At 66.7% G+C, this 22,207-nt stretch carries 21 protein-coding genes; 6 read left to right on the top strand and 15 right to left on the bottom strand.

Features of this window, described 5'->3' with window-relative positions; translation table 11 throughout:
• Window positions 1-4: 4 nt before the first annotated feature.
• The 4 genes from ACFPU0_RS09950 to ACFPU0_RS09935 all read left to right on the top strand — a co-directional run bounded on the left by ACFPU0_RS09950 (window position 5) and on the right by ACFPU0_RS09935 (window position 3,644).
• Window positions 5-706, top strand: a complete 702-nt coding sequence (locus ACFPU0_RS09950; protein WP_377692781.1) for an ABC transporter ATP-binding protein — start codon at window positions 5-7, stop codon at window positions 704-706.
• A 2-nt stretch (window positions 707-708) separates the two neighbouring features.
• Entirely contained in the window at window positions 709-1,572 is an 864-nt protein-coding gene (locus ACFPU0_RS09945; protein ID WP_377692780.1) for a branched-chain amino acid ABC transporter permease, read from the top strand.
• Window positions 1,572-2,591, top strand: coding sequence for a branched-chain amino acid ABC transporter permease (locus tag ACFPU0_RS09940; RefSeq protein WP_377692779.1), 1,020 nt, complete (start codon window positions 1,572-1,574; stop codon window positions 2,589-2,591). Before ACFPU0_RS09945 ends, ACFPU0_RS09940 begins: the two co-directional genes overlap by 1 nt.
• 123 nt (window positions 2,592-2,714) lie before the next feature.
• Window positions 2,715-3,644 carry a LysR family transcriptional regulator gene (locus tag ACFPU0_RS09935; protein WP_377692778.1) on the top strand — a complete coding sequence of 310 codons (930 nt, stop codon included), beginning with the start codon at window positions 2,715-2,717 and terminating at the stop codon, window positions 3,642-3,644.
• A gap of 121 nt (window positions 3,645-3,765) precedes the next feature.
• Here the strand turns inward: ACFPU0_RS09935 and ACFPU0_RS09930 are convergent, their stop codons facing one another.
• From ACFPU0_RS09930 to ACFPU0_RS09870, 13 genes are all read right to left on the bottom strand, one after another.
• A complete protein-coding gene (locus ACFPU0_RS09930) occupies window positions 3,766-4,950 on the bottom strand; it encodes an MFS transporter (RefSeq protein ID WP_377692777.1) in 1,185 nt (394 codons plus the stop codon).
• A 336-nt stretch (window positions 4,951-5,286) separates the two neighbouring features.
• Window positions 5,287-5,970: a response regulator transcription factor gene (locus tag ACFPU0_RS09925; protein ID WP_377692776.1), complete on the bottom strand. Its 684-nt coding sequence runs from the start codon at window positions 5,968-5,970 to the stop codon at window positions 5,287-5,289.
• Window positions 5,971-6,080: 110 nt separating this feature from the next.
• A complete protein-coding gene (locus ACFPU0_RS09920) occupies window positions 6,081-7,040 on the bottom strand; it encodes an SdiA-regulated domain-containing protein (protein ID WP_377692775.1) in 960 nt (319 codons plus the stop codon).
• Between the two features lie 76 nt (window positions 7,041-7,116).
• On the bottom strand, window positions 7,117-8,646 hold the full coding sequence (locus tag ACFPU0_RS09915) for an ArnT family glycosyltransferase (RefSeq protein ID WP_377692774.1): 1,530 nt from the start codon (window positions 8,644-8,646) through the stop codon (window positions 7,117-7,119).
• A gap of 44 nt (window positions 8,647-8,690) precedes the next feature.
• On the bottom strand, window positions 8,691-9,431 hold the full coding sequence (locus ACFPU0_RS09910; RefSeq protein WP_377692773.1) for a glycosyltransferase family 2 protein: 741 nt from the start codon (window positions 9,429-9,431) through the stop codon (window positions 8,691-8,693).
• Window positions 9,432-9,545: 114 nt separating this feature from the next.
• Window positions 9,546-10,238: a TVP38/TMEM64 family protein gene (locus tag ACFPU0_RS09905; protein ID WP_377692772.1), complete on the bottom strand. Its 693-nt coding sequence runs from the start codon at window positions 10,236-10,238 to the stop codon at window positions 9,546-9,548.
• Window positions 10,235-11,233, bottom strand: coding sequence for an NAD-dependent epimerase (locus ACFPU0_RS09900; RefSeq protein WP_377692771.1), 999 nt, complete (start codon window positions 11,231-11,233; stop codon window positions 10,235-10,237). Before ACFPU0_RS09900 ends, ACFPU0_RS09905 begins: the two co-directional genes overlap by 4 nt.
• Window positions 11,230-12,576 (bottom strand): UDP-glucose dehydrogenase family protein, encoded by a 1,347-nt coding sequence (locus tag ACFPU0_RS09895; protein ID WP_377692770.1) that lies wholly within the window; start codon window positions 12,574-12,576, stop codon window positions 11,230-11,232. Before ACFPU0_RS09895 ends, ACFPU0_RS09900 begins: the two co-directional genes overlap by 4 nt.
• A 162-nt stretch (window positions 12,577-12,738) precedes the next feature.
• The gene (locus ACFPU0_RS09890; protein ID WP_377692769.1) at window positions 12,739-14,493 is read right to left on the bottom strand and encodes a phosphoethanolamine transferase; all 1,755 of its coding nucleotides are present in this window, start codon (window positions 14,491-14,493) and stop codon (window positions 12,739-12,741) included.
• Between the two features lie 271 nt (window positions 14,494-14,764).
• Entirely contained in the window at window positions 14,765-16,342 is a 1,578-nt protein-coding gene (locus ACFPU0_RS09885; RefSeq protein WP_377692768.1) for a malate:quinone oxidoreductase, read from the bottom strand.
• A gap of 173 nt (window positions 16,343-16,515) precedes the next feature.
• On the bottom strand, window positions 16,516-17,130 hold the full coding sequence (locus ACFPU0_RS09880) for a helix-turn-helix transcriptional regulator (protein WP_377692767.1): 615 nt from the start codon (window positions 17,128-17,130) through the stop codon (window positions 16,516-16,518).
• A 23-nt stretch (window positions 17,131-17,153) separates the two neighbouring features.
• Window positions 17,154-17,786, bottom strand: a complete 633-nt coding sequence (locus ACFPU0_RS09875; protein WP_377692766.1) for a hypothetical protein — start codon at window positions 17,784-17,786, stop codon at window positions 17,154-17,156.
• 97 nt (window positions 17,787-17,883) lie between these two features.
• Window positions 17,884-19,311, bottom strand: a complete 1,428-nt coding sequence (locus ACFPU0_RS09870; RefSeq protein WP_377692764.1) for a mechanosensitive ion channel domain-containing protein — start codon at window positions 19,309-19,311, stop codon at window positions 17,884-17,886.
• Window positions 19,312-19,456: 145 nt separating this feature from the next.
• Here ACFPU0_RS09870 and ACFPU0_RS09865 point away from each other — a divergent pair, with 145 nt between their 5' ends.
• Window positions 19,457-20,038, top strand: a complete 582-nt coding sequence (locus tag ACFPU0_RS09865) for a DUF4157 domain-containing protein (protein ID WP_377692762.1) — start codon at window positions 19,457-19,459, stop codon at window positions 20,036-20,038.
• Between the two features lie 145 nt (window positions 20,039-20,183).
• On the opposite strand, the gene ACFPU0_RS09860 is transcribed toward ACFPU0_RS09865, so the two are convergent.
• A complete protein-coding gene (locus ACFPU0_RS09860; RefSeq protein ID WP_377692760.1) occupies window positions 20,184-20,888 on the bottom strand; it encodes a glutathione S-transferase N-terminal domain-containing protein in 705 nt (234 codons plus the stop codon).
• A 316-nt stretch (window positions 20,889-21,204) separates the two neighbouring features.
• A complete protein-coding gene (locus ACFPU0_RS09855) occupies window positions 21,205-21,546 on the bottom strand; it encodes an FKBP-type peptidyl-prolyl cis-trans isomerase (protein WP_377692758.1) in 342 nt (113 codons plus the stop codon).
• A gap of 295 nt (window positions 21,547-21,841) precedes the next feature.
• Between ACFPU0_RS09855 and ACFPU0_RS09850 the strand changes: the two genes are divergently transcribed.
• Window positions 21,842-22,204, top strand: a complete 363-nt coding sequence (locus ACFPU0_RS09850) for a DUF3509 domain-containing protein (RefSeq protein ID WP_377692757.1) — start codon at window positions 21,842-21,844, stop codon at window positions 22,202-22,204.
• Window positions 22,205-22,207 lie beyond the last annotated feature (3 nt).

Below are 22,207 nucleotides of genomic sequence, written 5' to 3'. Positions count from 1 at the left end.
GGCCATGCTGACGATCCGCAAGCTGCGCGCCGGCTACGGCGATTTCCAGGCGCTGTTCGACATCGACCTGGACCTGGCCGAGGGCGAGACCCTGGCCATCATCGGTGCCAACGGCGCCGGCAAATCCACCTTTCTGCGTTCGTTGGCCGGGCTGATCCGCAACGACCCCGGCAGCATCCGCTACAAGGGCGAATACATCGGCAGCCTGCCGGCCAACCGCGTGCTGGAGCGCGGCATCGCCCTGGTGCCGGAAGGGCGCAGGTTGTTCCCCTCCCTCAGCGTCGAGGAAAACCTGCTGATCGGCGCCTACAGCAAGCGTCCGGGGCCCTGGAACCTGGCACGCATCTACGCGCTGTTCCCGGTACTGGAGACGCTGCGCAAGCGCCCCGGTACCGCGTTGTCCGGCGGCCAGCAGCAGATGGTCGCCATCGGCCGCGCGCTGATGTCGAGCCCGGGCCTGCTGCTCTGCGACGAGATCAGCCTCGGCCTCGCACCCACCACCATCAAGGACATCTACGCGGCGCTGCCGTCGATCAAGGCCGACGGCACGGCGGTGGTCCTGGTGGAGCAGGACATCAACCAGGCCCTGGCCGTGGCAGACCGCTTCTACTGCTTCCAGGAGGGGCGCGTGTCCCTTTCCGGCAAGCAGGGGGCGGTGGACAAGGAACAGATCAAGGCGGCCTATTTCGGCCTGGCGGAGGCATGACGATGGAATGGCTCAATACCCTGGTGCAGGGCGTGCTGCTCGGCGGCCTCTACGCCATGTTCGCGGTGGGCCTGTCGCTGATGTTCGGCATCATGCGCCTGGTCAACATCGCCCATGGCGACTTCATCGTGCTCGCCTCCTACCTGGCCCTGGTGGTGGCGGAGACCCTCGGCCTGTCGCCGCTGGCCAGCCTGGTGCTGGTGGTGCCGGTGATGTTCGCGGCCGGCTACTGCCTGCAGCGCGGGCTGCTCAACCGCACCCTCGGCAATGACATCCTGCCGCCGCTGCTGGTGACCTTCGGCCTGTCGATCGTCCTGCAGAACGTCCTGCTGGAGTTCTTCAGCGCCGACAGCCGCAAGCTGTCCCAGGGCGAGCTGGAAGTGGCCAGCGTCTCCCTCGGCGGCTTGAGCCTCGGGGTCATGCCGCTGCTGGTGTTCGGCAGCGCGCTGCTGGTGATCGGCGGCCTGCAGCTGCTGTTCTACAGGACCAGCCTGGGGCGCGCCTTCCGCGCTACCTCGGACGACCTGCACACCGCCCAGCTGATGGGCATCGACAACCGCCACATCTTCGGCCTGGCCATGGCCCTGGCGATGGCGGTGGTGTCCATCGCCGGGGTGTTCCTCGCGGTGCGCACCAGCTTCGACCCCAGCGTCGGCCCGGCGCGCCTGCTCTACGGTTTCGAGGCGGTGATCATCGGCGGGCTCGGCAGCCTCTGGGGCACCCTGGCCGGCGGCGTGATCCTCGGTGTCGCCCAGGCGGTGGGGGCGCGCATCGATCCGGGCTGGCAGATCCTCGCCGGCCACCTGGTGTTCCTGCTGATCCTGGTTTTCCGCCCGCGCGGCCTGTTCCCCCGGAGTGTCGACTGATGAATGCGATGAACAATGCCTACCTCGTCCAGCGCAGCACCCGCAGCAGCCAGGTGGGCCTGGCGCTGCTGGGCGTGCTGCTGCTGGTCCTGGCCTCCCTGCCGTTCTGGGCCGACCGCGCGGTGCTGCGCCTGGTGGTGGAGTTCGCCTATTACCTGGCCCTGGCGCAGATGTGGAACCTGCTGGCGGGCTACGCCGGCATGGTTTCGGTGGGCCAGCAGGCCTTCGTCGGCCTCGGCGGCTACCTGCTCTTCGTGCTGGCCGCGCAACTGGGCGTGCCGCCCCTGGCGGCAGTCTTCCTGTCGGGGCTGGTGGTGGCCGTGCTGGCGGTGCCCACCGCACTGGTGCTGTTCCGCCTGCGCGGCGCCTACTTCGCCATCGGCACCTGGGTGGTGGCCGAGGTGTTCCGCCTTGGCCTGGCCCAGGTGGGCAGCCTGGGCGGCGGCTCGGGGCAGAGCCTGCCGGCCGGCATCGTGCGGCAGATCGGCAGCAGCCGCGACGGTCGCGAGATGCTGCTGTACTTCAGCGCCCTGGCCATCGCCGTGGGCGCGGTGGCGGTGGTCTACCTGCTGCTGCGCTCGCGCCAGGGCCTGGCGCTGACCGCCATCCGCGACTCCGAGCCGGCCTCCGGCAGCCTCGGGATCAACGTGTTCCGCACCAAGCTGATGGTCTATGTGCTGGCCGCCGGTTGCACCGGCGTGATCGGCGCGCTGATCTTCCTGCAGAAACTGCGCATTTCCCCGGATGCCGCCTTCAGCGTGCAGGACTGGACCGCGGCGGTGATCTTCATCGTCATCATCGGTGGCATCGGCACCCTCGAAGGGCCGCTGATCGGCACCCTGATCTACTTCGTGCTGCGCAGCTGCTTCGCCGAGTTCGGCGCGCTGTACATGATCATCCTCGGCAGCGTCGCGGTGGCGATGATGCTCAAGGCGCCCCAGGGCGTGTGGGGCCTGGTGAGCGAACGCCTGGGCTGGCAGCTGTTTCCGATGCAGCGGCGGTTGGTCCCCACCCTGTAGGGGCGAATTCATTCGCCAAGGGCGGCGTAGCTGCCCCGTGCGGACCCGAGGGGCAGACCTTCGGCCTGCTTGGCGAATGAATTCGCCCCTACAGTTGAATCATTGCCAGAACCGGGAATACATATGGACCGCCTGCTCAGCATCGAAGCCTTCGTCCGCGTCGCGGAAACCGGCAACTTCGCCAGGGCCGCCCAGCAGCTGGGGGTGACCCGCTCGGTCATCAGCCACCGCATCCAGCAGCTGGAGGATTACATCAGCGCGCCGCTGTTCCACCGCAGCACGCGCCATGTGCGGCTTTCGGAAGTGGGGGAGACCTACTACAAGGAATGCGCGGACATGGTGGCCGGCTTCAACAGCCTCACCGAGCAGATGCGCGACCTGCGCGCCAAGCCCACCGGCAAGTTGCGGGTGCAGATGCTGCCGGGCTTCGCCATCGGCCACTTCGGCAGGCTGCTGGCGGAGTTCACCGAGCTGTACCCGGACATCGAAGTCGACGTGATCGTCAACGACCGGGTGGTGGACCCGATCGAGGAAGGCTTCGACCTGGCCTTCCAGATGTTCCCGCCGCTCGCCGAATCGCTGATCGAGCGCAAGCTGTTTTCCGTGCGCCGGCTGTTCTGCGCCTCGCCGGACTACCTGGAGCGCCATGGCGCCCCCGCCGTGCCGGCGGACCTGCAGGGGCACAAGGTGGCGCTCTACGAGGGCTACCCATCGCGCAACAGGTGGGTGTTCAACGGCATTGATCAGGTGGAGCTCAACCTCACCGGCCAGGTGCGTTCCAACTCAGTGCACCTGCTGCGCGACTACGCCCTGACCGGCACCTGCGTGGTCTGCCTGCCCACCCTGGTGGCCAGCGACGACCTGCTGGCGGGGCGGCTGGTGCCGGTGTTGACCGATTATTCGCTGACGTCCTTCAACTTCTCCGCCGTCTATCCGGCCACCCAGCGCCGGGCGCTGAAGGTGCGCAGCCTGATCGAGTTCCTGGTGGAGCGCATCAGCGACGAGCCGGAATGGGACAGGCCATTGCTGGAGAGGGGATGGGTAAGGGCGTAGGGGCCGTGTTGCTCATACAAGGCGGTGCGGTGTCAGCCGTGTAGGGTGGATAGCGCTTTTCTATCCACCCGCTTGGTTGTGCAAGACACCGATGGTGGAAATCCCCAAAGGGATTTCCACCCTACGCGAACCGAGGTCGCGCCGCGAGCAACGCCAGGGCCGCCACGCAGAAGGCCGCGCCGGCGAGGAAGGTGCTGGCGGCGCCCAGGATCTGCCAGAGCCAGCCGGCCAGCAGGCTGGCCAGCAGCAGCGCGGCGCCGCTGGCCAGGTTGAACAGGCCGAAGGCGGTGCCCTTGAGGTCGGGTGGGGTGGTTTCCGCCACCAGCGCGGCGAGGATGCCCTGGCTGAAGCCCATGTGCAGGCCCCAGAAGGCCACGCCGGCGAGCAGCAGGGCGGGTGAATCAGCCTGCGCCAGCAGCAGGTCGGCGACCACCAGCAGCATCAGGGACGCGGCCAGGAGTCCGGTCGGGCCGATACGATCGGACCATTTGCCGGCGGGGTAGGCCGAGAGCATGTAGACGCCCGCCATCACCACCATCACCAGGGGCACCCAGGTGGGGGAGAAGCCGGCGTCCTGCGCACGCAGCACCAGGAAGGCCTCGCTGAAGCGGGCCAGGCTGAACAGCGCACCCAGCGCCACCACCCACCAGAAGGCCGCTGGAAAACTGCGCCAGGCCCGGAAACGAATCGGCGAGCGCAGGCGCTGGGACGGATGGGGACTGTCGGGTTCCCGCACGCCGACGACGATCAGCCCCACCGATACCAGCGCCGGCAACACGGCGAACCAGAGCACCAGACCGATATCGCCGGCCAGCAGCGTCATCAGCAGGATCGCCAGCAGCGGCCCGAGAAAGGCGCCGACGGTGTCCATGGCCTGGCGCAGGCCGAAGCAGGCGCCGCGGATTTCCGCCGGGGCGACATCGGCGACCAGGGCGTCCCGTGGCGCACCGCGGATACCCTTGCCGATCCGGTCGAGCAGGCGGGCGAGGAGCACCTGTTCGGCGGAGGTGGCGAGGGGGAACAGCGGCTTGGTCAGCGCCGCGAGGCCGTAGCCCAACAACAGCAGCGCCTTGCGCTTGCCGAGCCAGTCGCTGATGGCGCCGGAGAAGACCTTGACGATCAGCGCCGTGGCTTCGGCCAGCCCCTCGATCAGCCCGATGGCGACCATGCTCACGCCGAGGCTGCCCACCAGGAACAGCGGCAGCAGGCTGTGCACCAGCTCGGACGACAGGTCCATGAACAGGCTGACGAAGCCCAGCGCCCAGACCGTGCGCGGGATACTGTGGGTAATGGTGGAAGCGGGCATATCCCTGTCCTGTCGGTCCGGTGTGCCATGCTGGTTTCAGGTTAGGCAAAAAGGCGGCCGGGAGCCTGTGGGGGCGAATTCATTCGAACTTGGGAAACCACGTCCTGAGGACGTGGTCATGAGTCAGCGGCTCTGCCTGTGACGATTCGAATACCCAGGCTAGCAGGATGAAGCCGATGGGGTAGGGTGCGCCGTGCGCACCGGCGGTTCGACGTGGTGCCGAAGCCGATCCCGGAATCGGTGCGCGCAGCGCACTCTAGGGTCCAGGCCAGGCGAACGGGGGCGGTCTTGTGCACGGGGAGGATTCGCCCCCACAAGAAGCAGAGGAGGTGCTCGTCAAGCCTCCTGGTCCAGCTCCGCCAGGCGATAGCCGACGCCGTGGATGGTGTGCAGCAGGGGCTTGTCGAAGGGCTTGTCCAGCACCTGGCGCAACTGGTGGATGTGGCTGCGCAGGCTGTCGCTGTCCGGGCAGTTGTCGCCCCAGAGGGCTTCTTCCAGCACTTCCCGGCGCACCACCGCCGGACTCTTGCGCATCAGGGTGGTGAGCAGCTTGTGGCCGATGGGGTTGAGTTTCAGCGGCTGGCCGGCGCGGGCGGCCTCGAGGGTATCCAGGTCGTAGCTGAGGTCGCTCACTTGCAGCCGGCTCCTGCGCCCGCCGTGGCTGCGGCGCACCACGGCCTCGATGCGCGCCACCAGTTCGGAAAGGGCGAAGGGCTTGACCAGGTAGTCGTCGGCGCCGGATTTCAGCCCGGCCAGGCGATCTTCCAGGGTGTCGCGGGCGGTGAGCATGATGATCGGCGTATCACGCCGGGCATCCTGGCGCAGGCGGTTGCACAGCTGCAGGCCGTCGATGCCGGGCAGCATGATGTCCAGCACGATCAGGTCGTAGTGCTCGGTGGTGGCCAGGTGCAGGCCGCTGAGGCCGTCCTGGGCGCAATCGACGCCATAGCCCTTGAGCTGGAGGTAGTCCAGCACGTTGGCGAGGATGTCGCGGTTGTCTTCGATGATCAGTACGCGCACAACGTTCCCCCTGTCCGGCGGCCTGGCGCCGTTGATGGTCTTTTCACAAGTTGCTCACGCGGCTCCGGGCAGACTGCCCGCGCCCTGGCAGTAAGACGAGGTGGCGAGCCTCAGTTCTTCCTGAAGCGGTAGAAGAGATTGGGCTCGCTGACCACATAGAGGCGGCCCGCGTCGTCGAGGGTCAGGCCTTCCGCCTGGCCCACGCCCCGCTTCAGGTCGCCGAGGTGCCCGAGCAGGGTGCGGAAGCTGACCATCTCGCCGTTCTCGTCCAGTTCGATCACCAGCTTCGATTCATGGCTGAGCACCAGCAGGTGTCCGGTCTTTGCGTCGTAGTGCAGGTCGGAGATGTCCGTGGCGAAGACGCTGCGCTCGATCCAGTCGCTGAGGTCGCGCACCTCGATCCGCAAACTGCCGCCGAGGCTCGCCTTGATGCCCGAGACGGCATAGAGGCTTCGCGGGTCCCGCTCCTTGGCGACGAACAGGCGGTCGTGGGCGGCGTCGTAGGCCACCCCTTCGAAGCCCTTGTTGTGGGCGCTGGAGGCGAGGTTCAGGGCGAGGGTCTGGGCGTTCCGCTTGTCGACGGCCTGGCCCGGCTGCCCGGGGATGCGGAAGAACACCAGCTCCTGGCGGTCTTCGTCGGCCACCGCCACCAGGCCGTCGCCCATGTAGGCCAGGCCTTCGACGTCCTCGAACCCGTTGAGCGGGTATTGCGCAGTGATAGTGCCTTCGCGGTCCAGCTCCAGCAGCTTCATGGGCGTGGCGTTGGTCACGGCCAGCAGGCGCTGCCTGTCCGGGTCGTAGTCGATGGCGGAAAGGTCGTCGGCGATGTCGGCCAGCGGCTGCGCGTCGATTTCCACCCGGTAGTCCGGCAGCCAGACGCTGCGCCCGGCCCATTGCCCGGCGTGCATCTGGCTGGCGAGGTAGTACCAGGCGCGCTCATGCCAGTGGAGCCTGGCGCAGGCCAGCCAGGCCAGAACCAGGGCTGCCAGCGCCAGTCCCCAGAGGCCGAAGGTTTTCAGGCTGTGCGTTGGCTTGAGGTTCATCTGGTTGTGTTCAACGGCACTGTTCATCGGGTTGTCCTGTCTTGCGGGCGAGCGCTGCCGCCGAACCCCGCATCCAGCGGAGTTCGTGGCGGCCATCCGGGCATCAGTCGAGCGGCTGCTTCCAGGCGAAGCGATAAGGCTGCTGTGGGGTGGCGGTGGCGTCGCGGCACTGGCCGTTGTCGGCGTCGGCCTGCACCAGGTACCAGTCTTCGTCGTCGCCATCCCCGATTCGTTTCGCCTTGTCAGGCAAGAAGCAGCGCGGCAGCTCCTCGGGGCGGATCAGCGCGTAGTTGCCGGGGTGGCTGCGCAGCCATTGCGCAGCCTTTTCCGTCTGCTGCGGCGCGACCACACCGAAGTGCACCAGCGGCTGGCGGGCATAGAGCCAGTGGCCTTCGCGCCAATGGGTGAGCATCAGCTCGACGCCGTTGGTGGCCTCGGCCACGTCCTCCATCAGGGTCTGGCGCGGGTTGACCCCCTCCTTGATCGGCTCGACGAAGCCGCGGGCGAACCAGGCGAAGAACCAGAACAGCGCCAGGCCGATGAAGATCTTCCGCCCGCGCGGGCGCTGGGCGAACCAGCGGCGCAACAGCCAGGGCACCAGCGGCGCCATGGCCAGCACCAGCCCGGGCAGGGCGGGGTAGATGTACAGTTTGCGCTTGCCGCTGCTGAGACTGAAGAACAACAGCACCAATATCACCCAGCCGAGCAGCACCAGGTAGCGGCCGTCGTGCTTGGCCAGCTGGCGACGCCAGGCCGGCACCATCCAGGGCAGGGCCAGCACCAGGGGGAGCCAATACTTGGGGATCACGTTGCTGAAGAAGAACCAGAAGGGCTCGCGATGGTGCCAGGCATTGGCGTAGCGATGCGCGGTCTGGCGCAGGAGTATCTCGTCGAGGTAGGCGCGGCTGGCCTCGTCGCCGAACAGCGTCACCTTGATGATCAGCGGCAGCAGCCAGATGCCGATGGCCGCCAGCGCCACCACCAGGCCGAGGAGCCAGGCGCGGCCTTCGCCGGGCATTCGCGCCACGCCGCTCCAGCCACGGCGGACGGCGAACGCGTAGGGGATGAGCATCAGCGCCGGGAGGAAGCCCACGCCCTTGCTGATGATGCCCAGGCCCATGGCGGCGCAGGCGACATAGAACCACCTCCAGGCCGGGCCGAGCAGCAGGTGGCGGACCATGCCGTAGAGGCCGAGGGCGGTCCAGAGCAGGAGGAAACCGTCGATCTGCCCGGCGCGCTGGATACTGTAGGTCTGGTAGGTGGCGAGGAACAGCAGGCCGGCGATCATGCCCACCCGGCGGTTCCACAGGCGCGTGCCCAGGTCGTACAGGCAGGCGGTGGCCAGCATGCCGGCCAGCAGCGCGGGCAGGAACAGGGCGATGGTCGGCGCGACGCCGAGCCGGATCAGCAGGGCGATGGCCCACATGAACAGTGGCGGCTTGTCCGGGTAGATCTCGCCGGCGCGATGGGGAATCAGCCAATCGCCGCCCTGGAGCATTTCCAGGGCCACGCCGAGGAAGCGCTCCTCGTCCACGTTGGACGGATGGCGCATGCCGAGACCCGCGCTGATCATCGCCGCGGCGAGCAACAGCAGGAGCAGCAGCGGGGCGCGCTGGGAGCTGATCAGGCGCATGGGCTCGGCGCTTCCGCCTACGGCTGGCGAGATCCGGCCCATGTTCAGCCCTCCAGTTCGCGGGGGCTGGCGTTGAAGCGGGTGCGGCGGATCAGCCACCACACGCCGAACAGGTCGAGGATGCCCACCAGCGCGCGATCCAGGTTGCCGTACTTGGACACGCCGGCGCTGCGCGGGCGGTGGTTCACCGGGTGCACCAGCATGCCGCCCTGGTGGCGCTGGATCAGTGCCGGAATGAAGCGGTGCATGTGGTCGAAGTAGGGCAGGCGCAGGAAGGCGTCGCGCTCGATGAGCTTGAGGCCGCAACCGGTGTCCGGGGTGTTGTCCTTGAGCAGGCGGCCGCGCAGGCGGTTGGCGAAACGCGAGGCCCAGCGCTTGCTGGCGGTGTCGCGGCGGTTGACCCGGTGGCCGGCGATCAGCTTGAGGTTGATCGGCGCTTCCGGCGCGCGAACGATGGCCAGCATGCCGGGGATGTCCGCCGGGTCGTTCTGCCCATCGCCGTCGAGGGTGGCCAGCCAGGTGCCTTCGGCGGCCTGCGCCGCGTGGTAGATGGAGGTGCTCTGGCCCAGCGAGCGGTCGTGGCTGAGGATGCGCAGCTGTGCATAGCCGGCGCGCCTGATGGCGAGCAGCCGCGCGGCGGTGTTATCGGTGCTGCCGTCGTCGACCACTATCACTTCGAAGTCTTCTCCGGCGAGCGCCCGGCGGATTTCCTCCAGCAGCGCGGGCAGGTTCTCGGCTTCGTTCTTGGCCGGGATCAGTACGGATAGGTAGGGCCTGTTCGACATTCTGGATCCATCAATGGGGGGATTGGGTCAATTGGTGGCTACGGCATCGCGCGGGCCAGTGTGGCTGCCCCGGATTGCAGGCGGACGACAGCAGGGATCGCTCGCGCATCGGCATCACTCTGCCTCGCCCAGGGCCGCATCGACCTTGTCGTCGATGCCGAGGCCGTGGCGATGGCGGTGGTAGAGGTAGGCGCCGAGCATCCCGGACAGCAGGAACAGCACCGTGGCCATGCCGATCCGCAGCGTCGGCGCGACCGTGATGCCGCTGCCCACCAGGGCGAACACCAGGGTCTGCGGCAGGAAGCCGACGAAGCTGGCGGCCAGGAAGGGCGCCATGCGTACGCTGGAAATTCCGGCGGCGAGGTTGGTCAGCAGATTGCTGCCCACCGGCAGGAGGCGGATCAGCAAGGTCATGGAAAAGGGATGCGCGTGGATGAAGCGGTCGAAGCGCGCGGCGCGCTTGCCGAGTCGCTCGCGCAGCAGGCTCCTGCCGAAGGAGCGGGCGTAGATGAAGGTCATGAGGCAGCCCAGCAAGGCCGCCAGGGTGCCGATCAGGGTGCCCGGGACCAGGCCGAAGGCGTAGCCGGCGAGGAAGGCGATGATCTGCCGGGGCAGGCCGACGGCGGTGAACAGCGCGCCCATGGCGAGGAACAGCAGGGTGCCTTCGAGGCCGTGGCCACGGATATGCGCATCGACCCAGGCCTCGTTCACGGCATTGCCCAGGTCGCTGCTGTCGAACAGGTAGCCGACCAGCGCCAGGCTGAGGATCAGCCCGAGGCCCTTGATCACCGCGCGCAAGGGCATCATGGGCGCACCCCGTAAAAGGCGCGGTACCAGTCGACGAAGCGCGCGACGCCCTCGTCCAGTGGTGTGACGGGGCGGAAGCCGGTGCGCCTGGCCAGGGCGCTGGCATCGGCCCAGGTCTGCGGCACGTCGCCCGGTTGCATGGGCTTCATCCGCTTGATCGCCTGCACACCGGTGGCGGACTCGATGCAGCCGACGAAATCCAGCAGCCGCACGGGCGAGCCCAGGCCGATGTTGAACAGCCTGGCCGGCGGCCCGTTCCTGGCGGCGTCCGGCTCATCGGCGTAGGGCGGGGGAATGTCCTGGATGCGGACTATTCCTTCGACCACGTCGTCGATGTAGGTGAAGTCCCGGGACATGTCACCGCCGTTGTATACGTCGATCGGCTCGCCTTCCAGGATTGCCCTGGTGAACTTGAACGGCGCCATGTCCGGGCGGCCCCAGGGGCCGTACACGGTGAAAAAGCGCAGGCCGGTGGTGGGGATGCCGTAGAGGTGGGCATAGGCATGGGCCATCAGTTCGTTGGCGCGCTTGGTGGCGGCGTAGAGCGAAACCGGATGGTCCACGGCGTCCTCGGTGGAGAAGGGCACCTTGCTGTTCATGCCGTACACCGAACTGCTGGAGGCGTAGACCAGGTGCTTGACCCTGGCCTGGCGGCAGCCTTCCAGCAGGTTCACGAAGCCGCTCAGGTTGGCGTCGGCGTAGGCGTGGGGGTTCTCCAGGGAATAGCGCACGCCGGCCTGGGCGGCGAGGTGGATGACCCGCTCGAAGCGCTGCTCGCGGAACAGCGCCTGCATCGCTTCGCGGTCGGCGATGTCCAGCTTGAGAAAGGCGAAGCCGGGCAGCGCCCGCAGCTGTTCCAGCCGGGCGAGCTTGAGTTCGACGCTGTAGTAGTGGTTGAGGTTGTCGATGCCCACCACCTGGTGCCCCGTTTGGCAGAGGCGCATGGCGGTGTGGAAGCCGATGAAGCCGGCGGCTCCGGTGACCAGGAATTTCATGGTCGGCTCACTCCCACCGCGGCCCGGCCTATGGGGTAGTAGGCCAGGCCCTCGCGGACCAGGTGCGCCGGCTCGAAGATGTTGCGGCCGTCGAAGACCACCTTGTCGCCCAGGCGCCGGCGGATCAGGCCGAAGTCGGCGACGCGGAAGTTCAGCCACTCGGTGAGGATCACCAGGGCGTGGGCGTCGTCCAGGGCCGCTTCCTTGGAGTCGGCCAGGTGCAGGTCGCCGCGCTCGCCATAGATGCGCCGGGCCTCCGGCATGGCCTCGGGGTCGAAGGCGCGGACCCGCGCACCGGCCGCCCAGAGGGCCTCCAGCAGCACGCGGCTGGGGGCCTCGCGCATGTCATCGGTATTGGGTTTGAAGGACAGTCCCCAGAGGGCGAAGGTCTTGCCGCTGAGGTCGCCGTTGTAGTGGCGGTGGATGTTCTCGAAGACCTTGTGCTTCTGCCGGAGGTTCACCGACTCCACCGCTTCCAGCAGCTGCGGGCGATAGCCGACTTCCTCCGCGGTGCGCTGCAGGGCCTGGATGTCCTTGGGGAAACAGGAGCCGCCGTAGCCGCAGCCGGCATAGATGAAGTCGTAGCCGATGCGCGAGTCGGAGCCGATGCCCTTGCGCACCATCTCGATATCGGCGCCCAGGCGCTCGGCCAGGTTGGCCATCTCGTTGATGAAGGAGATCTTGGTGGCGAGCATGCTGTTGGCCGCGTACTTGGTCAGCTCGGCGCTGCGGCTGTCCATCACCATCAGCTTCTCGTGGTTGCGGCTGAAGGGCTTGTACAGCTCGCGGAACAGGTCGATGTCGGAGCGGTCGCCGTCCAGGCCGATGATGATGCGCTCCGGGCGCATGCAGTCCTCCACCGCCGAGCCTTCCTTGAGGAACTCGGGATTGGACACCACCTGCATCTCCAGGGCGCGGCCCCGGCTCGCCAGGGCATCGTCCAGGCGGCGCTTGATGCGTTGCACGGTGCCGACGGGGGAGGTGGACTTGTTGATCACCACCTTGGCCTCGGTGGCCTGGCTGGCGATGCTGTCGACCACGGCGAACACGTACTGCATGTCCGCGCTGCCGTCTTCGTCGGGCGGCGTGCCCACGGCGATGAAAATGACCCGCGCGTAGGCCACGCCTTCGGCGGCCTCGGTGGTGAAGCGCAAGCGACCCGCGGCGAGATTGCCCTGGAGCAGGGCGTCCAGGCCTGGCTCGTGAATGGGCGAGTGGCCCTGGCTGAGTTGCGCGATCCGGCGCTCGTCGACGTCGACACAGCAGACCGAGTGACCTACTTCTGCCAGGCAGGCTGCCTGGGTCAGGCCGACATAGCCGGTTCCGAAAATGGTGATCTTCATTCAGCGCCTGTTTGTTGTTTTTTCTCTATACGCCCAGCGTCCTCACCGCATTGCCGGCCCCGTTCCCTCCCAACCGGACCGACCACCGGTCGTGGGGCTAACCTAACGCGACAAATGTGAAAATTGTGTGGTGATGTTTCAAGGAGCGCGAAATGGCCTGAATCATGGCTCGGCAACCGCTCGTTCCAGCTCGAGCACCCGATTGCGGCCCTGCTCGGCCACCAGGTAACGCCCCGGTGCGGTCTCGACAATGGTCTGCGGCGAGCGCAGGTGATTGCGCCCGGCCATTGCCGGACCCGGGGCGCGGCAGCGGGCGAACAGGTCCAGGCCGTCCTTGTATTCCTCGGTCTGCACCTGGAGCAGGCCCAGCACCGAGTGGAAGAAGTTGTCCTGGCTGAGCGGTGTGTCGCGCTCCCGCGCCAGGCAGCCGGTGTCGAGGGCGAAGTCCTGCCGGTAGCTGTCGGAGAACCAGCCGAGCATGGCCACGTGCTTCTGCTGATCCGGGGCGAGCAGGTAGGGCGTGCCGTGGAGGAAGAGGTTGTACTCGCCCAGGGATTCGCCGTGGTCGGCGATGTAGAGCATGGCGGTGTCCAGCTTGTCCTGGTTCCGGCGCAGGATGTCGATGAGGCTCGACAGCACGTAGTCGGTGTATGCCAGGCTGTTGTCGTAGGCATTGACGATGCTCTCGCGGCTGCAGTCGTTCAGGGCGTTGCTGGTGCACACCGGGGTGAATTTCTCGAAGCGCTCGGGATAGCGCTTGGCGTAATCCGGACCGTGGCTGCCCATCTGGTGCAGGACCAGCACCGAGTCATCCTCGATCTGGTCGATATAGCTCTGCAGGTCTTTCAGCAGGATCTCGTCGTGACATTCGCCGCCACTGCACAGTACGGGGTCCTTGCGGTGACTGAGGTCCTCCTGGGCGACCCGGTCGCACGTGCCCTTGCAACCGGACTGGTTGTCGCGCCAGCTCACCGAGAGGCCGGCATGTTCCAGTACATCCAGCAGGCCCTCCTGGCTGCGGGCGCGGGCGGCGTCGTAGTCGGCGCGGCCCATGTTGGAGAACATGCAGGGCACCGAGACGGCGGTCTCGGTGCCGCAGGAACGCACATTGGCGAAGGCGAGGATGCCGGGCTGGGCCTTGAGCAGGGGCGTGGTATCGCGCGGGTAGCCGAGGATGCCGAAGTTCTCCGCCCGCGCGCTTTCGCCGATCACCAGCACGGTCAGCGACTTGCGCTGGTGGCCTTGCCAGGCCGGGGCCTTGCGGGCGTCCAGGCCGATCTGCCGCAGCGGCGCCTTGGCCACCGCCAGCTGCTCGCGCACATAGCCATAGGAGGCGTTCAGGTAGTTGCTGGGCACCACCAGCAGGCGCAGCTCATGATGGTTGCGGAACAGTGAGGCCAGGCCCTGGTAGTTGGCCAGGGCCACCACGCCGAGCACGGCCACCGAACCGATGGCGAGCGCGAGCTTGCCGAGCAGTTCGCGGCGCAGCGGCTGGTGCCGGACCGGCAGCTTCCACAGCAGCCAGCTGGGCAGCACGCCCAGCAGCAGGACGAACAGCAGCAGCTTGAAGGAAAGCAGGTCGCGCACTTCGTTGACGTCGGTTTCGGCGACGTTGCGCAACATGTTGGCGTCGATCAGCACGCCATACTGGCTCATGAAGTAGGCGACGCAGGAGCTGGCCAGGAACAGGACGACCAGGACCGGCTTGAACACCCAGCGGAAGGACACCAGCACCAGGACGAAGTTGAACACGGCGAGCACCATCAGGCCGAAGGCCAGGCGCATTCCCAGGCCGCCGGCATCCGCCGGGACTATGGACGAGAGGTGTTGCCAGAGCGGTACGTTGTACAGCGAGAGCAGCAGCAGGCTGGTCAGGAGGGTGAGGCTTTCAGGACGAACCGAAATGCGTTTGAACATGAACCAGGCGGCTCCCTGTTGGAGTACCTATCCCTCAAGGATAGGGCGCCGAGGATAGGAACGCCGGTATCAAACTTTCGTGAAAAAAACCTCGGGAAAATGTTGGGTTCGTGAGGGGAATGTCCGGTCGGGGAAAGCGCTGGCATGAAGTCGGAGGGTGGAAATCGCGAAGCGATTTCCACCGTTCGGGGCCGACTCGGTGCCCTGGTTCGATTCCGCCTGGTGGACAGAAAAGCGCTGTCCACCCTACGGGGCCCCAGGGCGCCGGTGCTTACTGCGCGGCCACTTCCGGCAGGACGGGGATGTACTCCAGCTGCAGGCGCTCGCTGCTCCAGGCGCGGACCTGGTTGGTCAGCTCCAGGTCGTCGTTCAGCTTGCGGCCGTAGGAGGGGATGATCTCCTTCAGCCTGGCCTGCCACTCGGGGCTCCGGACCTTGTCCTTGAAGGTCTTCTCCAGGACGCTGAGCATGATCGGCGCGGCGGTGGACGCGCCCGGCGAAGCGCCGAGCAGGGCGGCGATGCTGCCGTCGGCGGAGCTGACGACCTCGGTGCCGAACTGCAGGATGCCGCCCTTGTCGGCGTCCTTCTTGATCACCTGCACGCGCTGGCCGGCGGTCAGCAGCTCCCAGTCCTCGTCCTTGGCCTGCGGGAAGTACTCGCGCAGCTCGTGCATGCGGTCGGCCTGGCTCAGCATCAGCTGGCCCATGAGGTAGGTGCTGAGCGGCATGTTATCCAGGCCGGCATGGGTCATCGGGCCGAGGTTGTCGGTGGTCAGTGCGCTGAACATGTCCAGCAGCGAGCCGTTCTTCAGGAACTTGGTGGAGAAGGTGGCGAAGGGGCCGAACAGCAGCACCTTCTGGCCATCGATCACGCGGGTGTCCAGGTGCGGCACGGACATGGGCGGGGAGCCCACGGACGCCTTGCCGTAGAGCTTGGCCTGGTGCTGGGCCACCACCTCGGGGTTGCGGGTGACCAGGAACTGGCCGCCCACCGGGAAGCCGGCGTAACCCTCGGCTTCCGGGATGCCGGATTTCTGCAGCAGCTTGAGGGCGCCACCGCCGGCGCCGATGAAGACGAATTTCGCCTTCACGCTGGTTTCCGCTCCGCCGTTGCCGAGGTCGGCCACGGTCACGGTCCAGCTGCCGTCGTCGTTGCGCTGGATATCCCGTACTTCGTGCTCGAGGCTCAGCTTGACCTTGTCGCTGCGGGTCAGGGCGCCGATCAGCTGGCGGGTGATCTCGCCGAAGTTCACGTCGGTGCCGATGGCCATGCGGGTGGCGGCCACTTTCTGGTCGGCCGGGCGGCCTGCCATGACCAGCGGGACCCACTTGCTGATCTGCTCATGGTCCTCGGAGTATTCCATGCCCCGGAACAGCGAGCTGTGCTGCAGGGCGGCGTGGCGCTTCCTGAGGAAGGCGATGTTGTCGTCGCCCCAGACGAAGCTCATGTGCGGCACGCCATTGATGAAGGACTTCGGGTTGCTCAGCACATTGCGCTCGACCTGGTAGGCCCAGAACTGCTTGGAGATCTCGAAGGACTCGTTGATCGCCACCGCCTTGCCGATATCGATGCCGCCATCGGCGGTTTCCGGGGTGTAGTTCAGCTCGCAGAAGGCGGAGTGGCCGGTGCCGGCGTTGTTCCAGGGGTTGGAGCTTTCCGCGGCGACCTGGTCCAGGCGTTCGTAGATGTCGATGGTCCAGTCCGGCTCCAGCTCATGGAGATAGGTGCCGAGGCTGGCGCTCATGATGCCTGCGCCGATCAGCAGCACGTCGACCGACTTCTCCGGCTCTTCGTGCCTGGCACAGCCGAGCACAGTGAGGCAGAGGAGCCCTAGGAGGAGTTTTTTCATGGGACCGTCCCTTTGCGTTTCTCGAAAAGGTCGGTGCGTAGGCAAGGGGCGTGCCGGAATCGCCGGAAGCCGGAGAATCCTTGCCTCAGTGGAACCGGCGATGGCCCGGGGTGGCGAAAGTTCGCCATCAGGCGTCGATTTTTCGCTCGCAGAGGGCGGAAATCCGCCAGCGCCTAGGGCTTGCGGTCGACCCGGAAGCGACAGACCTGGCCCTGGCGGACCATGCATTCGAGGTGTTCCACCTCACCGCCGCCGAGGGTGCCGATCAGCGCCAGGTCCAGCTCGCAGACTTCCGGATGGGCGGCGGCAAGATGGTGGAAGACGCAGTTGTGGGCGACGATTTCCGGTTCGCCGCCGGAGCGGAAGAAGACTTCGGCCTCGTAACCGGCCTGGTTCATGTGCTCGGCGATGCGCCCTTCGTCCACGCTGTCCCGTTCCAGATCGGCGGCCAGCCTCTGGCCCAGACCGCGCATCAGGCGCCGCAGGGCGTCCTCGCCGATGAGGCTGGCGATCTCGCCGATCAGCAGGTTCGCCAGCAACTGGTATTGGCGCGGGAAGAGTTCCCGGCCGCGCGGGCTGAGCTGGTAGAGCTGCTCGGGGCGGCGGCCGGTGGGCCGCGTTTCGCCCCGCAGGATCAGCCCGTCGCGCTCCAGCGCGGCCAGGTGCTGGCGGATCGCCGTGCGGGTCACCGCCAGCTGGCTGGCCAGGTCGTCGATGCTCATGCCGTCCGGCTGGTAGAGCAGGGCGCCGAGCAGGTCCTGCTGGGTTCTTCCCATTCCTTGAAGCATTCAATTACCTCGACAGGCGGATTTCAGAACTTGTCCGGGAACTGCTTGACCAGCGCCGCCGTGAGCGTGTCGGCCAGCACCAGCATATGTTTGCGCATGGCTTCCCAGGTACTGGCTTCACCGGCGAAATCCCCTTTGCCCAACTGATCGACCTGCGCCACGTGGTGTCCGCCATGGGCACTGAGCATGTTGAGCAGGGCGTCTTCCGGCAGGTTGGGGTTGGCACTGGAAAGGAACTTGGCGATGCCCTTGGCATTGCGGGTCAGGTCGCCTACCGCTGCTTTCTTGCCGTCGGTATCCTTGGCCACGCTGGCGTCGCTGTAATGCTTCACGGCGCTCCAGTGTCCGCCCAGCAGTTCCAGCAACTGGTCCGCCGCCGGCTGGCCATAGAGCGGGGCGATGCTGTTGGCGATGGCCTTGGCATTGCTCACCACGCTGGTGGCGGCCGCTTCGGCCTGCTTCTTCTGGCCTTCCTGGTTGGCGACGGCGTAGTTCCTGACCCAGAAGATGTGTTCCACCCAGAGATCGCGCAGGGCCAGGCGGGTGGTCAGCGCGGCGTTGTCGGCGGTGGCCTTGGCCGGCTCCTGGGCGGCCTGGGTCCAGAGGGGTTGGGTGAGCGTGACGAGCAGCAGTAAAGCCAGTGTCCTGAGTTTCATGACGGGCTCCTCGGGTTGCGGACAAGCCTACAAAAACAATTAAAGCATAAAAAAATGCCATTATTGCTTTCGTCAGGAAATCCGCCGAACGGCAGCCCTATCGCTTCTTGTGCAACCAGCTGAGGAAGCCGCCTTTCTTGATCGCCTGGGGTTTCTGCATCAAGAGGTTGCGGCTGGCTTGCTCGCGGAAGGCGCGCAGCCGCGTGAGGGCGGCGCGGACTTCCACGCGCTGGTCCAGGCAGGTGCGGATGGCGTCCTTTTCGATGCGGTAGAGCACGCAGGAGCTGAGGGCGGTGAATTGCGCGTGGGATGGCGCGTCGTTGGCGATGCCTTCTTCGCCGAGGATTTCCCCCGGGCCCATGCGACCGGCCTCGACCATGCCGGCGCCGTCCGGCACCGCCGCCGACACCACGCCGGTACCTATCACCAGCAGGCTGTCGGCGACTTCGCCCAGGGCCAGCACCACCTGGCCTGCGGAAAACGACAGGGGTGCCATGAGCTGGCTCAGTTGGTCCTTTTCCTCGCTGCTCAGGGCGCGGAAGATCTTCACCTCCTCCAGCAGCAGGCGCGGTCGCGACCAGGGCTGCGGCGCCGCGCCACTGCTGAAGGCGATGCCGGCGGCTTCCAGGTGGCGGTGCGCCAGGTCGTACATGAGATTGCGGATCTCGGTCTTGTTCTCGCCGGTGCGGATGAAGCCACTGGCTTCATACTCCATGGACTCCAGGTCCGAACTCTTGATGGCCACCTTGGGCCGGGGCGTGGCGAGCAGGGCGCTGATGCCCTGCACCGTCCTCTCCAGGGCGTCCAGGACCCGGCGCGGGCGGACCTGGGTCGATACCTTGAGGCTGATGGACACCCCCGTGATGTCGTAGGGGCGGCTGAAGTTGTGCACCTTGGTCTTGGCGGCCACCGAGTTGGGGATCACCACCGTGCTGCCCTGGCCGGTGAGCAGATGGGTGGCGCGCCAGTCGATCTCCACCACCTTGCCTTCGGTGCCGTCGATGGCGATCCAGTCATCCAGCTGGTAGGGCTTGGTGGTGTTCAGGACGATGCCGGAGAACACGTCGCTGAGGGTGCTCTGCAGCGCCAGGCCGATGACGATGGCCATGACCCCGGAAGTGGCCAGCAGGCCCTTCACCGGTAGTTGCATCACGTAGGCCGCCGCGGCCACCACTGCGACCAGGAAGATCACCGCACCGAGCAGGTCCTGCAGCAATCGCCCGGCATGGCCGATGCGCGGCATCAGCAGGCCCAGCGCCACGGTCAGGGTCCTGGCGCAGAACAGCCACCAGACGATCTCCAGCGCCGTGGCCACCAGGTTCAGCGTGCTGTCCGACCAGGGTGGCGGCTGCAGGGGATTCAGGCCGGCATCGATGATCACCGTGCTGAACAGCAGGAACAGCGTGGTGCGAATCAGCACCCGCCAGGGCTGTTGCGCGGAAGGGATGAGGCGCCAGGCCAGCAGGTCGAGCAGCAAGAGGACGACGCCGGTTACCAGGGGGTGGTTCTGGATGATTGCGAACATGAATTCCCTTCCGCGATTTGGCCCGCATCACGTTAGCAGAGCCGGGCATCGGCCTGATACGGGGGCCGTCCGGCGGATCGCTGGCGTCATCGGCGCCGGCGCGGGGTCTGAGCTAGGCGAGGCGGCGCACGCAGGGGAGGGGCCTATGGCCAGTCTGGTTCCACGGGTTGCGATGTCGCTGGCTGCCTGTTGCCTGGGCTTCCCGGCCCATGGCTGTCCGCCCGGGCAGTACGAAGTCTGCGTCACCTCCTGCATCTGCCTGCCCGACGCCCGCGAGGTGCTCGGTCCGCTGCCCGGCGAGGCGACGCAGGTGGCCGCCGATGCCTTGCAGCAATGGCTGGTGCAGTCCCGCGCCGATGCCCTGGCCGGCGGCGTCGAGGCGATGCCGGCCGGCATCCGCCGCCAGCTGGCGCCTTATTTCGATGCCGCACTGCTGGATGCGGTGCGCTACCGGGTCGGCGACAGCAGCGAACTCGGCACCGCCAGTGCCATGCTGCATGACCCGGATATCAAGGCGGTGACCCTGATCGACATCATCGTCTTCCGCGACGCCGAGAGCGCCGCGGCCGACACGGCGCTCTGGGCCCATGAACTGACCCATGCGCGGCAGTTTCGGGAGTGGGGTGTGGAGGCGTTCGCGACGCGCTACACCGAGGATCCCGACAGTGTGGAGGGGCCGGCCTACGAGGTGCAGTTCAGGGTGGCCAGGGTGCTGCGCGGGAAGTGAGGTGGCGTTCGTTCTGTGGAGGCGATTTCAATCGCCATGCAGATCGCAGATCTGCCCAGCGATCTTTCCGGGGGACGCTGGGCGTCCCTTGGCGAATGAATTCGCCCCTACAAATGAGAGCGAGTTCATCCGCCAGGCCGATAGCTCAATCCCGCTCCGGAATCCCCAGGCCGCGAATGACCGCCGGGCGCTCAAGGAAGGCATCCAGCACCCGCTTCACCTGGGTGAAGCGCTCGAATTGCACCAGCTCGCCCGCTTCGTAGAAACCGACCAGGTTGCGCACCCAGGGGAACGTGGCGATGTCGGCGATGCTGTAGCGCTCGCCCATGATCCAGGCGCGGCCTTCCAGGCGCTGGTCGAGCACCGCCAGCAGACGCGCCGATTCCTGCACGTAACGGTCGCGGGGGCGCTTGTCCTCGTAGTCCTTGCCGGCGAATTTGTTGAAGAAGCCGAGCTGGCCGAACATCGGGCCGATGCCACCCATCTGGAACATCAGCCACTGGATGCATTCGTAGCGGCCGGAGGCGTCCTGCGGGATCAGCTGGCCGGTCTTGTCCGCCAGGTAGAGGAGGATGGCGCCGGACTCGAACAGCGGCAGCGGCCGGCCGTCGGGCCCGTTGGGGTCGATGATCGCCGGGATCTTGTTGTTCGGATTGAGGGAGAGGAATTCCGGCGACATCTGCTCATCGCGGTCGAAACTCACCAGGTGCGGCTCGTAGGGCAGGCCGGTTTCCTCGAGCATGATGGAAACCTTGACGCCGTTGGGCGTCGGCAGGGAATAGAGCTGCAGCACGTCCGGCCGGGTGGCGGGCCATTTGCGGGTGATGGGGAAAGCCGACAGATCGGTCATGGGAACTCCCTGTTCGAGATTGGCAGCGGATGGGCAACCATACCTGCCCCGGGCCGGATAGCGAAAGGTTCGCGCAAGGTGCTGGCGGCGCCGGAAGGGTTGGCGTCGTAGGTGATTGCAACGGGCCGCCCGACGGGCTTTGCGCAGCTCGGCCGCAACCTGCGAGGCGGAGGCGGTTTCACCGGTTGAAAGCCTGCCGACAGCCAGGGCGGTTACCCTGCGAGCGCCCGGGGACACAATCTCCGGGCGTTGTCTCTACTTCTCGTGCGGTACCGGCGGCGGTCGCAGGCCAAAAGCCTGCGGCAGCCCGTCCGGATCAATCGTCACGGGTCAGGACTTCCAGCAGCTCGATCTCGAACAACAGGTTGGAGTTGGGCTTGATATGGTCGCCGACCTGGCGTTCGCCATAGGCCAGGTGCGCCGGCACGAAGAGCTTGCGTTTGCCGCCCACCTTCATGCCCATGAGGCCTATATCCCAGCCGCGGATCACGCGCCTGGTGCCGATCACGCACTGGAACGGCTTGCCACGGGCGTAGGAAGAGTCGAACTCCGTGCCGTCTTCCAGGGTGCCCCGATAGTGAGTGGTGATCAGGGCGCCCTTGACCACCTCCTTGCCATCGCCCAGCTGGATGTCGGTGATCTGCAGTTCTTCGCTCATGGCTCATGCTCCCGGGTTGGTCGGCCAAGTATGGTCATTGGGGGCAGCCTTTTCGCAGGAATCGGACGCGCTGGCAACAGGGGCACGACGGTAGGAAAGCCCTCGGCGGGCCGCTTGCCCATGGGGTTCGTGCAGCTTGCACGGCGCTTTGCCGGGCAATCGTGCAAGTCTCCCGCTACCCGTGGCGGACTCCTTTTCCAGGTGCCTGATTCAGAAGGGATTCGCCTGGGGGCATCGATTCGGGCACGACTGCTGCTAGGAACTAAGTCCCAAGAACCTGACAGGAGTGTCCCGGATGAAGCTGCCATTCACTGCCCTCTATGACGCCTTTCCGCAGCACCAGGTGATCATCAAGCCCCGGCCCGACGGTTCGCTGCTGCTGACGCTGGTAGGAGCGGACCGCCAGTCCGTATGCAAAGCCATCGACAACGAGGCCCTGTACAGCGACGAGCGCGTGCGCCAGGTGATTCGCGAACTGCAACGGGACATGAAGCTGGAGGCGGGCGAGGCGGTCTGGCACGGCACGGGTGTCGACTGGGTTTCCCGTGATTTGCCCACCTACCTGGGCAGGCCCGTCCAGATGACGGCTGCCAAGACCCTGGTAGCGCGGCGCAAGCGGGAGCTCGAGGACCGGAACCGTCGCGCCCCGGCGGCCTGAAGG

This window comes from Pseudomonas sp. GCM10022186, assembly GCF_042656385.1.
Classification (GTDB): domain Bacteria; phylum Pseudomonadota; class Gammaproteobacteria; order Pseudomonadales; family Pseudomonadaceae; genus Metapseudomonas.
Note: the sequence above shows the minus strand (reverse complement) of the source record. Positions and strands in the feature narration are given on the sequence as shown.